Origin of the sequence: Pseudomonas sp. St316 (assembly GCF_018325905.1) — a bacterium.
In the GTDB taxonomy this organism is placed as follows: domain Bacteria; phylum Pseudomonadota; class Gammaproteobacteria; order Pseudomonadales; family Pseudomonadaceae; genus Aquipseudomonas.
The window spans coordinates 535,058-549,888 of record NZ_AP021901.1 but is presented as its reverse complement, the minus strand read 5'-3'; the positions used below and the strand labels follow the sequence as shown (position 1 = coordinate 549,888).

Sequence of the window (14,831 nt, the reverse complement as noted above, 5' to 3'; positions counted from 1 at the left end):
CACCGCAGCCTTACCCAGCAGTGCCCAGCCTGAGCCTCAAAGCTCGTCTCGTGGCAATGGTCTACGGCCTAAATCCTGGGCAAATCGAAGCAAATAGCCGTCGGGATCAAGCACCAGGAAGTTGCTCTCGCCTTGGAGCTCTTTATTTTCCCTATACCAATGCTCCTCTATAGGCTTGCGCAACGTATACCCAGACAATACGAGCGCTCTCGCCAAAGTCTTGACATCGGGACACTCGATTGAAAGATTCATTCCGCGTCCATAGGGTTTCTCCAGCGGACCAACTCGCCAGGGAGACGTATCCTGACGGTCCTGCTCCAACATCAATTGACTTCCATGATATGAAATGAAAGCAAAGCCGTCTTCCGGCCGTTCATACTCAACATTGAAACCTATCACCTTGCAGTAAAACTTCAAACTACACTTCATGTCAGAGACAATCATTTCTGGTAATAGCGCATTAAAATCAACCATAAAACCTCGTCATCCTTGATGAGACATGATTATTAATTCGACCAAAGCCCACCCTGGCCATTGCCAGGGAAGTCATCCTGCATTTCCAATAGTCATCATTTCAAAAAACCTGACTTCCCCAAGCAGAAAACATAGACGACTATCAAGCGAAAGAAAAACCTCTAGATTGTTTCCAATCATGACCAGCAAAATTTGCCAATCCGAAAAGCCTTGGCACCTGACGTAACTAAACCACAAAGAAGTAACCAGTTACGTCCGAAATATCTTTTATATTTTTTTCGCTTTACGGGCGCCTCTACCTTTTTGTAGATTCGCCGCCGTCAAAACGGAACAACTCATCATAAAGCAATTATCCACGACTGGGTCAAAGCATCTGCCGGCGCATTACCGTCGCACCCGATAACGGCAAGCATTTTCAAATCGCTCCAGCAGACATATTCATCTAACCCTTCCAAAATCAGCAACGTCAACTTAACACAGGCAGACCCGTTAGATGGCTAACTTCGTCACGACAGAAAAAAATTGTGATCCAAAACTACAACACAGTGCGTTAACAGCAATAAAAAAATTGGTCAGCCCGGTACCCGTACGAGACACTGACCATCATCAATTGCAAGGCCAGGCCTTGGAACTTTGGTCGAAAAATTCCGAACAGCTGAGTGATTTCTTGCGTCAGTCAGAGCAAGCGATAAGAAAATTTCAGCTATTGAAAATAAAGAGGCTAGTCGATAACGCTTTCACCAACGTACCCTTTTATCGTGAATTATATGGAGCGTGTGGGTACGAGCTGGGAAGTCTGTCCAGCTTCTCAGACTTCGAAAAGCTTCCCATCGTAAGCAAATCGCTTCTCAATAGTGTCGAACCAAGCAAAATAGTCAATAACCCTCGGCACCTTAAGTATGCCAACACCTCTCGCACATCCGGCTCCAGCGGAAATCCGTTTACAGTATATAGCGATGACGAGGACATCATCCTCGATCACCTACAAGTCATGCGCTTCTACGACTCATGCTTGAGGGAGAAACTACAAGAGCATGATTGGCTGTACCTAATTCATCACGTAGGGTTGGCGTTCTCGTCCCTTCATGGAAAATACAGAACGTTCCAATTACCAGACTTACTGCCTGACACCCCATTAGGCGAACACCTGCTCCATCTCCGGCCCAAGCTGCTTATTACGCTACCAAGCTATCTTCCGCTTATACTTCAACACAAAGAGCAGCTGAAAAATAGCGGGGTGGAGGCTATATTAACGAACTCCGAGTCCAGCACTCAGCAGGAGCGTGACTATTACTCTGACGCGCTGGGTCTCCCGCTGTACGACGAGTACAGCTCAGAAGAAATAGGAATGATTGCAACCCAATGCATTCATGGAAACTATCATGTTGTTGAAGACGGTGTGTATCTGGAAATTGTCAACGCCGACGCCCGAGGCTTTGGCAACGTCATCTGCACGGATCTCAACAACGAGCTGATGCCATTGATTCGGTTTGATCATGGAGATCTGGCCAAGAAAAATACCTCCAGTCGCCTTTGCGAATGCGGCAGCGCATGCACCTCTCTCAAGGAAATAAACGGTAGACGTGACGATGCCTTCCGCACCCGGGACCTGGAAGTCGTGCCGAGTGCGTCTCTTCTAGCCGCGATAGACGACATATTGATCACACCCGACAAAACCTTGAAAAACTTTCGCTTGATACAAAAAAATCCAGAAACAGTAGAACTCGTTACACAATACTCAGGTGAGCCACATAAAAACATGCCTGAAATACTACAAGAACTCAGAAATCGAATTTCCTTTCTATTCGGCTACCCCATTACGTTATTACACCGAGAGGTGGATGCGTGGCCCGCGCAGAAATCCTACAAACGCAGAAGTATTGTTAGAGAATGGGAATTCAATTAACCATGTCACTGATAAAGCTGGATAACGTTTCTTTATCTATCCATGGAAATTTACTTTTCTCGCACCTAAACCTGACAATATCCAGTGGTGACCGACTGGGCATAGTCGGGGATAACGGTTCTGGAAAGAGTTCACTACTGCGCAGTATCGCAAAGATACTGGATGAGCATGAGGGCGACATAACGCATGTCCGAGGGCTACGCTGCCACTACGTAGAGCAGGGATTCCCCGACGAATGGAACGAGTCCAGTGCAGTTGAGATACTGGAAAGTTGTTTATCCGATGCCACTACGGACAAATGGAAAGCCGACTACACGCTCGAATTGCTAAATTTCCCGGAAGGCCATCGATCACTCCGATTCGCTCAATTAAGTGGCGGTTGGAAAAAGATGGTGATGATTGCCCAAGCGGTCATTTTGGAGCCTGATGTATTGCTACTGGATGAACCTACGAACCATCTGGATCGCTCACATATAGAGCATCTCATTCGCTTGCTTAGAGATAACCGCATTACACCCACCTTTGCGGTAGTCAGCCATAACCGAGACTTCCTGGACTCGGTTACGAAAAGCACTTTGCTTCTTAGCGGCCGGGGATCCTCTTATTTTAACGCGAGTTTCACACGGGCGAGAAATTTACTTCTGGAACAAGAACAGGCTCTTTCCGAAGCCAGGGCTGTGGCGCTGAGTGAGATTCAGAGATTAAAAAAAAGCGCACACTACCAACGACAACTGGGCATAAACAATCACAGTGACAATGCGCTTCAAAAGGCAAAAAAAATTGAGAGAAGAGTTAAAAATCTAGAATCAGCCATACCGACCGCAAAAACACCACGCAAAAAAAATATTACCCTGGCTATCGATAACTTCAATGCAAGAAAAATCCTCCAGATCAAAAACCTTCAATTGCACTCAACCGCTGGAAACTTGCTTTTATCCATCGAATCCCTTGTCATAAACAAAGGTGATCGAATCGTTATTTCTGGCGTAAACGGATCAGGCAAAAGCACTTTGCTAAAGGCCATTCTTTCCAGAACAGCAACCGAGATCACGCTTAGTCCGTCCGCCAAGGTAAGCTTTCTCGATCAAGATATTTCCGCCTTACCAGAAACGTCGAGCATATTGGAGTTCTTCTCGAGCAATTTCGAAATTGATCAACAGCAGGCGATCAACAAACTCGCCTCAGCAGGATTTTCATACCCAAGCGCCCAAAAAAATTTGGGCAGCTCAGCTATGGTGAACGCAGTCGGCTTGCCATGTTGGCATTGCGCTTGAACAAGCCAAACTTTTTGATTCTGGATGAGCCTACAAATCATCTGGACATAAGCTCCCAGGAGACACTGGAGAAGGAAATCCAGCGCCTGAATCCCGCTGCAATAGTCGTTTCCCATGATGCAAGGTTTATCGAAAATATTGGCAATCGTTTTTTTGAAATAGCCAATGAAACACTTAAAGAGCTTTGAGCATAGAACCGAAGCGGCTTTCGCGCTGCACATCCGCCAAGTGCTATAAACACTTCTATAAGACTTATATCCCATGAATAGTTTGATCAGCCTGAAGTCCGTTTGCAAAAAATATTATTTAGCCAAAGAGACTAGAAGTGTAGCCGATTGGTGCAAGCAATTAATAAAACCAAAATATGAAACATTCCAGGCGTTGGACTCCATAGAGTTAACTATTGAAGAAGGCGCAGCCGTTGGATTTATTGGACCCAATGGTGCGGGAAAGTCCAGCTTGATAAAAATATTGTGTGGCATACAAAAACCGACCTCAGGACAAGTGAGGGTTCTCGGACATGATCCAAGCCTTCGTGAAAAAAGATTCCTGAAACAAATAGGGGTAGTCTTCGGTCATAAGACATCACTCTGGTGGGATTTACCAGTCAAAACAAGTCTCGACACTTATAGAGAAATTTATGGCATAGCGGACGAAGACTACAAGCGGAGACTTTCGGAGCTGTCTGATGCTTTGAATCTGGCTAAAGTCCTTCACAAGCCGGTCCGCAATCTAAGCCTGGGTGAGCGAGTAAAATGTGAACTGACCCTGAATCTGATGCATTCTCCAAAACTTATTTTTTTGGACGAGCCGACTGTGGGCCTAGACGTAACATCGAAGTATGAAATACGCAAATACTTGAATCATGAAAGAAAAACCAACAACCTTTCCGTGTTTCTAACCAGTCATGATTTGGGCGATATAGAATCTTGTTGTGATGATGCCATCATCATCGACAAAGGAAATATTCGCTTTGACGGATCCATGCGCGAATTAAGCGCCAACTTCAGAGCTAACGTAAAACTGACGGTAAGCACTCAGAATACAACTCAAAGCGAGAAAGACCTTCAGGCATTTAAGAAAGCCATTCAAAAAAAACCAGACATAAGTATTCTTAACGACGGACCCAACCAAATATCCTACATAGTTCCCAGGGCTTCCATCGGCGCAATTTTCAGCTTATTCAAAGATGGCATCTATGACCTGGAAGTTTCTCCTCTGGATTTTGAAAATAGTGTCGTAAATCTTTTCAAGACATGGTCCGGTAAGTAAACAGTGAATACAGTCGCCTATTTCAAGCTAGTGCAAACAGGACTACTCTCGGCATACCGAGACAGGTCCATGTTAATAACCGACCTGATAATCGCTACAGGTGTACCTTTTTTTATACAGTTTGCAATATGGGGCTTTGTTTACCAAGATACCAACACCGAAACCCTACCCCAATATACGCTAGCAGAAACATACCTCTATTATGTCGCGGTGCTAGCCCTCAACCGCTTAAACAACACTTACGACCTGATATTCAGAGTCGCCACGAATGTGCATGAAGGGCAGTTGGAGGGGATTTTTGTAAAGCCGATAAGCTACTTTAAGTACAACCTGTTTATTTTCTTGGGGGAAAGCATTCTTTATTACGTACCCATATTGCTTATCGCCCTCTTCGTAATAGCTTCAGGCGCTGTAGGAACTGGGGTTATCGGCTTCATAATGTTGAGCCTGTTTAATCTGTTTTTCTGCTTTTTACTCGGCTTCCTAATGTCTTTGTCTACGTTTTGGCTAACCCGCCCTGACATGATCCTGAGTTTCCAGGCCATCTTGGCAAATGTCATCGGCGGTACGTTACTCCCACTATCTTATTGGCCAGACTTTCTTCAACCCTTGATGCGCTACAACCCATTCAGATTGATAATCAGTGGTCCGGCAGAGTTTCTGCTACGCCCAAGCAACGAGTTACTTATAGAGCTTCTGAGCCTTTATGGCATCTGGTTTTCAATCATGTTGATGGCTTGCAAGGTCATTTTTAGATTCGCTGGCAACCGTTACTCGGGAGCGGGAGGTTAAATGCATATATTCATGTTTATTAAAAATGCAGCAAAGGAAGAAGCCAGGTATAAAATAAATTTACTTGGAGGCGTTCTTGCATTAGTCACACTTTACAGCCTACAGTTCATTTTTTTTGATGTCATCAGCGCTTTCGTTGCCACGGACAAGATAAATACCAACTGGTTACTGATTTTCTTTATGTCCTACGCGCTAGGCGGTTTGGTCGTTAGCTTCTTTAGTTCCGCTATAGCCGGTTTCTTTCGACAGCTCACCCAGGGGCGGATCGATATCTTACTGGTGCGACCAGTCAACCTGCTCACATTGATTCTATTTCGCTGGTGTCAAGTCCACTACTTGTGGAGTGCCATATTCGTGATTATTGTTTGCGCCATCTCGAATAAAATAGACCCTTCGCCGTTTCTGGCAAGCGCGGTAAATTCCGGCTTGTATTTATTTGTCATGCTGACAGGCGTGGTCGCGAGCGTTACTTTTATCCTGGCGCTGAACTCATTTTCATTTATTACTCAGCGTGATCTACCCGTTGACTATATTCACTCATCAATTTTTACGTTTGCGTTATTACCAGCGGCTTTCTACTCAAAAGTATTGCTATATTTTTTGGTAGCGGCCTTGCCAATGATCGTGTTCGCATCCGTTGCCTTGGATGCCTTGTTCAATGGGCTGACTTTATTCGTCTCGGTATTCGTGATGGTAGTGTTCGTCACATTTTTCGTAGCCGTCAAGAAGGTCTATAGCCTCTTTAGACGATTCGATAGCATCGGAGGATGAAATAGCGAATTGGCCAGGGATGTTTTTCGGTAAAACCTATTAAAGCTGCTTAATGGAAGGTAGCGAAACAGGGTCTCCGCGGCTCGAAGTGAAAGAACAGGGGGAAAACTCGCTTTACGCTCGAGATGCAAATTATCGTTGGCATAAAAGATTGGGGGACGTTATCCACGCCCCCCTTCATCGACTTTTATAGAGAATCCACTATAGAACTGGTTTTCGATAGGATCCACGCAATGGCATTTACTGCCAATAGGCCGAATACTTCACCTCTCCATGGGAAACTCAATGACATGCTTTACCGCCTTGGCGAAGATATCACTGACCGTACCGCGTTCCTGTGCAGCCAAGTGAGAAGTTATCACCAGATTTTTGCCAGATAGAGAAAGCAGGCCATGAGGGTCTTCATGCTGACCTTTATTTTCTACCCACTCATTGTAGTAACCATCGATAAAACAAAACGCCTCGGGATGAGTGGAAAGGTATTTTTCAAGTGCTATAGGACAAATGATCCATGGGCTTGACATATTGAAAATCTTAAGTTTAGGATTCGCCCCCTTCAATACGACTTCATCGATCAGTTTTCGAGTTTCCAAACAACCTGCAAGATGAATGCACAGAACATCAACCGTAGCCATCATATCGATCAGAGTTGCATATTTTATTCCCATTGCTCTTTCGAGCTCAGGCTTTTTGGTTCGGGACCAATATTTCATGTTCGAACAGCCACGCAAATGTAGCTGATGTGCCATCTCGGTGCCAATGGCTCCCAGCCCCACAAAACCGATGCTCAAGTCGGACACGGAAGGCCTGGGTGTTTGGATCCACCGACTTCCCTCTTTAACGGCCTCAATACTTTCAGGAACCTTTGCCAGGCAGATGGTAAGCATGGCCAACGTGAATTCTGCCACTGCGTTGACGTTCATATGCGGCGTATTAGTAAGACGTATGCCTTTTTTTGTGGCGTATTCGATATCCACGAAGCTCGCCGTCCCAGTTCCCATGACGACGACGTTTTTCAACTGAGTCGCGGTGTCTATTAACTGAACTGACAAATACTCGGGCCCACCCAGAATATAGTCATGTATGTCGGGTAACAAATCCAGAATTTGCTGCTCGTCAACGGGGCATCTGATATGGACAAGCTCAATGTCATTTGGAAATAACGCCTTGTCGATGTCAAAATCCCCAGTCACTAATACCTTTCTCATTCCGAAACCTTCTCTGCAGAAATATTGCGACCTTTGGCCGATTCAATTTCGAGTAAAGCGTGCCTCAAGCGTGAGATCGAGGGGCCGAATTGATCATCCGGTTTCAAAAGGGAAATTCTTATACGGTCGTGTCCTGCGAGGTCATGGCTATTCCAATAGAAATACCTTCCAGGCAGTACAGCCACATCATAGGAGGCAAGGTAGTCAGTCAACTCCAGATCCGAGAGCCCGGTTCGCTTTATATTAAGCCACATCACCGTCATGACTGAACGCGAAAGCGGAGTCTCAATAGAGACTCGCGTCCCGATGAGTTGGGAACGCACCGTTTCGGTATTTTTAGAAATAATCGAATGCATGTAATCTAGGCCACCCCTTTTCAGCGTCGCCTCGATAAAAGCAATAATCACTCTTAATACAAAATTAGAGCTGCAAAGATAAATTTCTTCGTAGATGGCTCTGATATCCTGCGCCAAGTCCTCACTGTATGAAAGCAGGCTCGCCTTGGCATCCAGGGTCGGCCACTGTTTACCAGTGTCCTCCAGAACGATAAATGAAGCACCCTTTTCAATCAGAATCGTGTACTCGTCGATTGGGTGTTCATGGCAGAACCGAAAGGAAGTATCGAGTATTAAAATCACATTGAGTCGAGAGCATAGCTCGGCAATGCTTTTCATCATGACCGCGTCACTGACGAATCCTGTCGGGTTATTGGGATTAACCATGAACAGAGCATCGAGTTTTTTGTCCTGAACAAAATCCTCCAGCAGTCCCAAGTTGTAAAACACATTTTCTGGAACGGCTTCAATTGTTACTTCTCTACGTCGAAGCAACTGAGCCAGATTATCAAATGTTGGCTCGACGAGTCCGACTCTCAAGTTTTTCGATCGCGCCCAAGCCCCCACTATGTCGATACTATTTGACGCGGTCGGACAAACTGAAAAATGCTTGTGCGTTTTTAAACCTGGCAGTGAAAAATAATCTGCAAAAACACCTTTAAAAGCCACTTCCATTTGTGGAATAGGCGTTTCGACCGCCGAATCCCACAGATCAGGTAGATTAAATAGCACCCCCCTGAAATGCGTCTTCGCGGAAATGTAACTGTGACCATCGGCAAGATTATATTTTACTGACAAGCCAAAAACTTCATGTTCAGTCAGGCTTTGTTTTTTGTAATCAGGCAAAAAATTCATCAGGCTTCCAACCGGCTAGTCTTAAAAGTTCAGTTCGACCATGACCCTATGATGCGCCTTCCATGACGTGCCGAACCTTAATAACCACATGCCCGCATGTAAAGTTAGCCTAATCGTGACTAATTATCTAAATATTTCCTTTACTTATTCCCCACAGTTTCAATCGTCACGAACAGAATTATTTGTTACATGATTTACCCAAACGATATTCCGCCTTAAAAGTTGAAGACCTCACTATCGTCCAACCTATTCAGGCGTGCCAACTTCCGAAAAAACCAATAGCAGAGGAATTAAAATCCGAATAACTCACTATAAAACCCACCCAACATTACAAAACATCTCGGCGCAACAATTAGTATCCCTTCACAAGGTAACCTTTCGTTATTAAACAGTTACAACTGATCACCGTACCTCACAAGCCCTTGAAATTGATCATCGTATAGGTTCATTACTTTCATGGAACCTAGCAGTTCTGTTAGTGGACACCTACCCCAGACCGACGGAGACTGGAGAAATCGTCTGGCTTGCGGATATGATCGATGCTCAACATTCCTGGCAGACTGCTAATCCAATTCCACTATGATGCTCTTGATCGTTTGGTCGGCCACGTGTCAGCCAATCAGCCCCGGCGTGACTGTTTCTATCAACTAGATCGACTGACTACAGAAATCCAAGGCCCCCTTCAGTATCAGATTTTTCAGACCATGGATGTATTGCTGGCGGAAAGCTACGAGAACAACACGCGTACGTCATTACTTATGACCGACAAGCATCGCTCGGTGCTACAGAGTAGCGACGGCACTTCAATCTATACGCCTTATGGCTATCGCACCGCTCAGACGGCTATGAGCAGTCTTCTGGCTTTCAATGGCGAAAGGAACCAGACGATTACTGGTTGCTACTTGCTGGGAAATGGGTACCGCGCGTTCAATCCTGTTCTGATGCGCTTTAACAGCCCTGACCGCTTAAGCCCCTTTGGGGACGGTGGACTGAATTGTTATGCATATTGCCAGGGAGATCCCATTAATCGTACGGATCCCACAGGGCGGATTGCGCAAGGGTTACTGTGGCTTGCGAATGGGCTGATGGAGTTCGGCGGAAGCTATGTACTTCCGTTGCTTGCTCCTAAAGGACTGGTACGACGGTTGCCCTTTGTCGCGGGTAGCAAATTCGGGCGAGTTAATAAAGTACTGGCCGCCAGCAGCGCCTTTGCGGGGACCGTAAGTTATATCGTGCTGAACCGAATGGAGGAGCACCATCCTGATTCGCCCGTCAATGACCCGCTCCTGATCGCCTTGGTGGCACTGGCGGCGGTTGGCACGTTAAGTAGTTTTGGCGTTTTGCTGCATAAACGAGCTCAACCACCTCGAATTCAGAATCCATTGGACCGATACCACAGTGGTCACCGCAATTTCATTGCTGGACGCGAAAGCCGAGTGCCACCTTTCCCTGCTCCCTCGCCAGGTCTGGGCTTTGAGGAAAAAAGGAGACGATTTGATCAGAGCGAATTCTTGGTAGCGATTACTCTCGCTATCCGAGAAAATCTCCATAACCCAAAAAGCAGTCATCAATCGAACTGGCAGCGCACAAACAAAAAGCCCCGCTAGTTTGCGGGGCTCTTCGTCATGCCACTTGAGGCTGCACGCTCACCGGCTGTAGCGGTAGCAACGGTGCGTGAGGATCGGCCTTCACCGACTCACGCCACGCCGCCAGCCACTCCGGATGCGCCTCGCTCCAGACCTGCTCGTGCAGGCGGGACAAGGCCACCGGGTCGCTCAGCAGGGCCAGTCGCTCGGCGTTGCTGAGACCGGCAGGGCCGGCCTTCAAGGCGTGACGAACGCGCTCGACCCGCAGCCACTCGATCGGCTCGGCCTGGCCGTGACGCGAAGTTGCCAGCGCATACGCCAAGGCGTTCTGTTGTGGATCGACCACTGCCCGGATGAAGCCGTCGTTCAGCGCGTGCCAACGGTTTTCATGGGTGTACTGGTCCGTCGACAGCAGTTCCTGCGGCGGTGCGTATTCCTCAGGGATCAGGAACAGGCTTTCATCACGGGACTTCAAGCCCAGGCCCACGCGGCTGGAGATCACCGACACCGGGATCGACAACATCAGCGAACCCACGATCGGCACCAGCCACCACAGGAAGCTTGGGTTCAGCCAGATCACCAGCAAGGCCCAGAAGAAGCCCAGCAAGGTTTGCGGGCCGTGGCGCTTGACCGCTTCGCTCCATGGCGTGGAGTCGTCGTCACGTTGTGGCGAGTTCCAGGTCGCAGCCCAGCCCAGGAACGCAGCGAGCACGAAACGGGTGTGGAAAATCATCCGCACCGGCGCCAGCAGCATGGAGAACAACATCTCCAGGAGCATCGACAGCGTCACCTTGAACTTGCCACCAAACTCCTTCGCACCCTTGGCCCAGATCAGCACGATACTCAGCAACTTGGGCAGGAACAGCAGCACGATGGTGGTGGAGAACAGGGCGATGGCTTTTTCCGGGTGCCATTGTGGCCACAACGGATAGAGTTGGCGCGGCTCGAGGAAGTACTGCGGCTCCATCAGCGTGTTCACGGCCAACAACGCAGTGGACAGCACCAGGAAGAAGAACCACAGCGGTGCCGACAGGTAGGACATCACGCCGGTCAGGAACACCGCACGGTGCACCGGGTGCATGCCCTTGACCAGGAACAGCCGGAAGTTCATCAGGTTGCCGTGGCACCAGCGACGGTCACGCTTGAGTTCGTCCAGCAGGTTCGGCGGCAGCTCTTCATAGCTGCCCGGCAAGTCATAGGCAATCCACACGCCCCAGCCAGCACGGCGCATCAGTGCCGCTTCGACGAAGTCGTGGGACAGGATGGCACCGGCGAACGCGCCTTTACCGGGCAGCGGCGCCAGGGCGCAGTGCTCGATGAACGGTTTCATGCGAATGATCGCATTGTGGCCCCAATAGTGGGATTCACCCAACTGCCAGAAGTGCAGGCCAGCGGTGAACAGCGGACCGTACACCCGGGTGGCGAACTGCTGCATGCGCGCATACAGCGTGTCCATGCCCGAGGCGCGAGGCGCGGTCTGGATGATGCCGGCGTCCGGCGTGGCTTCCATCAGGCGCACCAGGCTGGTCAGGCACGTGCCGCTCATGACGCTGTCGGCGTCGAGCACGACCATGTACTTGTAGTCGCTGCCCCAACGACGGCAGAAGTCGTCGAGGTTACCGCTCTTGCGCTTCACGCGACGGCGACGGCGGCGATAGAAGATCTTGCCGAAGCCACCGGCTTCACGGCAGACATCCAGCCAGGCCTGTTGCTCGGCCACGCAGATATCGGTTTCGTTACTGTCGCTGAGCACGAAGAAGTCGAAACGATCCAGGTCACCGGTGGCAGCCACCGACTCGAACGTGGCGCGCAAACCGGCGAATACCCGTGGCACGTCTTCGTTGCAGATCGGCATCACCAGCGCAGTGCGGGCGTCCTTGGGAATCGGCTCGTTACCGGCGCTGGCACCGGAGATGCGGTACTTGTCGTGACCGGTGAGCAATTCGAGAAAGCCCATCAACGCCGTCCAGAAACCCGCCGAGACCCAGCAGAACAGGATCCCGAACAGAATCAGGATGCTGGTTTGCAGCGCATACGGCAGCACTTGCGTGGCGGTCTGCAACAGCGGTTGATGCAGGACTTCGTCCAGGTCCACGAACGACCAGCCCTGGTACGGCATGATGCCTTTCATATACCAGCCGGCAACGATGGTCTGGCCGAGCATCAATATCAGCAGGATGTAGCGACGGGTCGAGCCCACGGTACGCCAGCGTGCATGCGGCAGCACGCGCTCATCCTTGGGCGGCTTCGGTGGGTTGGTACGACCGGTCAGGCGCCGCCAGCCACGCACCAGGATATTGGTGCGCCACGGCTCCGGTACGACCTTGGTCCGACGAATCGGCGGCGTCGCTTTCAGGCAGACCCGACCGCTGGCGTCGAGCCCCAGCATCTCGGCGTCTTCGAGCTCTTCGGCGGTGCTCAGGGTCAGCCGGCGGCCCACCGAGGCTTGCGCCGCCTCGGCGGGCGCGTCGAAGGTCGATGACGACAGGCGTTCATGCAATTCGCTGAAGGACTTGCAGCCCGCCAGTTCGGCGCGCTGCTCATCGGTCATGGGCAAATGGGCCAGGTACTCGCTGAGCGTCTCTGGCTGTACTGGAGTATTACTCATCGGCTGGCAACTGATAGCTCCAGGTCTCGGTCAGGACTTGTTCAGTCGGTTCCGGTTCCTGCTGGGTTGGGGTCGGTTCAACAGCCGCGTCCGCCGTCTTGACGGTCTTGGCTTCTTCTTTCTCTTTTTCTTTCGCGAGTTCTTTTTCGGTCTGCTGGCGGGCGACTTTGTCGGCCTTGGCCAGGGTCGTGGTCACGGAGTGCGCGGTGGCCGGGGCTTCGACAGGCGTCAATGGACGGACCAGTGCTGCGCGCATTTCGGTGGCCTGTTTCGAATCCTTGATCTTCAAGCGCAGTGTCAAGCGCCAGCCCTTGGTTTCAGGGTTGTAACGCACGCTGTTCTCGACGATCTCACCGTTTTCGCCAACGCTCACCTGGCTACGCACATCGGCGTCTTCCGGCAAGTCTTGCAGGGACGGACCTTCGAAATCCACCAGGTAGGCGACGCTGCCGTCCGGCTGACGGATCAGGTTGGATTGCTTCACGTCACCGGTGGAGCGCAGGGTCTGCTTGACCCAGGCGCTGTCCGGCGAGTGCAGGCTGGCCTCGTCGAGGGTCCAGTGCAGGCGGTAGCTGAAGTCCAGCGGCTGGCCTGGCTCAGGCAGTTTTTCCGGGCTCCAGAAGGCAACGATGTTGTCGTTGGTTTCGTCGGCGGTCGGAATTTCCACCAGGTCGACGGTACCCTTGCCCCAATCGCCTTTCGGTTCGATCCAGGCACTTGGGCGCTTGTCGTAGCGGTCGTCGAGGTCTTCGTAATGGCTGAAGTCACGCCCCCGTTGCAACAGGCCGAAACCACGCGGGTTCTCTACCGAGAAGTTGCTCACGGCCAGGTGTTTTGGGTTGTTCAGCGGACGCCAGATCCACTCGCCGTTACCGGCATGGATCGACAGGCCGCTGGAGTCGTGCAGTTCGCGACGGTAGTTCAGCACTTTGGACGGCTGGTTGGCGCCGAACAGATACATGCTGGTCAACGGGGCCACACCCAGCTTGGTCACGCGGTCACGCAGGAACATGCGCGACTTCACGTCGACCACGGTGTCGGTGCCCGGACGCAGGGTCAGGCGATAGGCGCCAGTGGCGCGCGGCGAATCCAGCAGGGCGAAGATCACCAGGTGCTTATCGGTTGGTTTCGGACGTTGGATCCAGAATTCGCGAAAGCGCGGAAATTCTTCACCCGATGGCAACGCGGTATCGATGGCCATGCCGCGGGCAGACAAACCGTAGGTCTGGCCCTTGCCGATGACGCGGAAATAACTCGCGCCCAGCATGGTCATGATCTCGTCCTGCTTGTCAGCCTTGTTGATCGGGTACAACACGCGAAAACCCGCGTAACCCAGCTGCTCAGTGGCCTTGGGATCGAATTTCAGATCGTCGAAGTCAAAGCGCGACGGGTCGTACTTGATCTCTTCAACGGTGGTCGCAGTGATTTCGTTGATCTTCACCGGCGTGTCGAAATGCATACCCTGGTGATAGAAGGACAGCCTGAACGGTGTCTTCTGGTCGGCCCATTCGGCTTTTTCGGTGCGGAAACGAATTTTTTGGTAGTCAGCGAATTTCATTTCGCGGAATTCGTTCGGCAGATTGCTGCGCGGGGCTTCGTATTTTTGCCCGGCCAGCTCTTTAGCCTTCGCCGATACATCATCCAGGCTGAATGCCCACAGTTGGCCCGCGCCGAACAGGCACAGCAGGGCCGAGCCCGCTACCAGAGCGTTTCTAAACCGTTTGGCAGTCATTTTTGGTGCATTACAGGG

The 14,831-nt window shown here is 50.4% G+C and carries 12 protein-coding genes; 7 read left to right on the top strand and 5 right to left on the bottom strand.

Translation table 11 applies throughout. The annotated features are described in order from the left end of the window. Nucleotides 1–36: 36 nt before the first annotated feature. The gene (locus KI237_RS02390; RefSeq protein ID WP_212798643.1) at nucleotides 37–474 is read right to left on the bottom strand and encodes a VOC family protein; all 438 of its coding nucleotides are present in this window, start codon (nucleotides 472–474) and stop codon (nucleotides 37–39) included. A gap of 493 nt (nucleotides 475–967) precedes the next feature. Here KI237_RS02390 and KI237_RS02385 point away from each other — a divergent pair, with 493 nt between their 5' ends. From KI237_RS02385 to KI237_RS02360, 6 genes are all read left to right on the top strand, one after another. After that, on the top strand, nucleotides 968–2,380 hold the full coding sequence (locus tag KI237_RS02385) for a phenylacetate--CoA ligase family protein (RefSeq protein WP_212798642.1): 1,413 nt from the start codon (nucleotides 968–970) through the stop codon (nucleotides 2,378–2,380). Beyond that, a complete protein-coding gene (locus KI237_RS02380) occupies nucleotides 2,365–3,654 on the top strand; it encodes an ATP-binding cassette domain-containing protein (protein WP_502937099.1) in 1,290 nt (429 codons plus the stop codon). The genes KI237_RS02385 and KI237_RS02380 overlap by 16 nt, the downstream gene beginning before the upstream one ends. Then, nucleotides 3,570–3,842, top strand: a complete 273-nt coding sequence (locus KI237_RS02375) for an ATP-binding cassette domain-containing protein (RefSeq protein WP_212800536.1) — start codon at nucleotides 3,570–3,572, stop codon at nucleotides 3,840–3,842. Before KI237_RS02380 ends, KI237_RS02375 begins: the two co-directional genes overlap by 85 nt. 73 nt (nucleotides 3,843–3,915) lie before the next feature. Further along, the gene (locus KI237_RS02370) at nucleotides 3,916–4,926 is read left to right on the top strand and encodes an ABC transporter ATP-binding protein (protein ID WP_212798640.1); all 1,011 of its coding nucleotides are present in this window, start codon (nucleotides 3,916–3,918) and stop codon (nucleotides 4,924–4,926) included. A 69-nt stretch (nucleotides 4,927–4,995) separates the two neighbouring features. Then, a complete protein-coding gene (locus KI237_RS02365; RefSeq protein ID WP_212798639.1) occupies nucleotides 4,996–5,718 on the top strand; it encodes a hypothetical protein in 723 nt (240 codons plus the stop codon). Between the two features lie 12 nt (nucleotides 5,719–5,730). Further along, nucleotides 5,731–6,489 carry an ABC-2 family transporter protein gene (locus tag KI237_RS02360; RefSeq protein WP_212798638.1) on the top strand — a complete coding sequence of 253 codons (759 nt, stop codon included), beginning with the start codon at nucleotides 5,731–5,733 and terminating at the stop codon, nucleotides 6,487–6,489. Nucleotides 6,490–6,752: 263 nt separating this feature from the next. On the opposite strand, the gene KI237_RS02355 is transcribed toward KI237_RS02360, so the two are convergent. Both KI237_RS02355 and KI237_RS02350 read right to left on the bottom strand, forming a co-directional pair. Further along, nucleotides 6,753–7,697, bottom strand: coding sequence for an NAD(P)-dependent oxidoreductase (locus tag KI237_RS02355; RefSeq protein WP_212798637.1), 945 nt, complete (start codon nucleotides 7,695–7,697; stop codon nucleotides 6,753–6,755). Beyond that, nucleotides 7,694–8,887 carry an aminotransferase class I/II-fold pyridoxal phosphate-dependent enzyme gene (locus tag KI237_RS02350; protein WP_212798636.1) on the bottom strand — a complete coding sequence of 398 codons (1,194 nt, stop codon included), beginning with the start codon at nucleotides 8,885–8,887 and terminating at the stop codon, nucleotides 7,694–7,696. Before KI237_RS02350 ends, KI237_RS02355 begins: the two co-directional genes overlap by 4 nt. Nucleotides 8,888–9,426: 539 nt before the next feature. On the opposite strand from KI237_RS02350, the gene KI237_RS02345 reads away from it, so the two are divergent. Beyond that, nucleotides 9,427–10,494, top strand: coding sequence for an RHS repeat-associated core domain-containing protein (locus KI237_RS02345; protein ID WP_212798635.1), 1,068 nt, complete (start codon nucleotides 9,427–9,429; stop codon nucleotides 10,492–10,494). 16 nt (nucleotides 10,495–10,510) lie between these two features. On the opposite strand, the gene mdoH is transcribed toward KI237_RS02345, so the two are convergent. Together mdoH and KI237_RS02335 are read right to left on the bottom strand one after the other, a co-directional pair. Next, on the bottom strand, nucleotides 10,511–13,081 hold the full coding sequence (mdoH, locus tag KI237_RS02340; protein ID WP_212798634.1) for a glucans biosynthesis glucosyltransferase MdoH: 2,571 nt from the start codon (nucleotides 13,079–13,081) through the stop codon (nucleotides 10,511–10,513). Then, nucleotides 13,074–14,813, bottom strand: a complete 1,740-nt coding sequence (locus KI237_RS02335) for a glucan biosynthesis protein G (protein ID WP_249410685.1) — start codon at nucleotides 14,811–14,813, stop codon at nucleotides 13,074–13,076. The genes mdoH and KI237_RS02335 overlap by 8 nt, the downstream gene beginning before the upstream one ends. Nucleotides 14,814–14,831 lie beyond the last annotated feature (18 nt).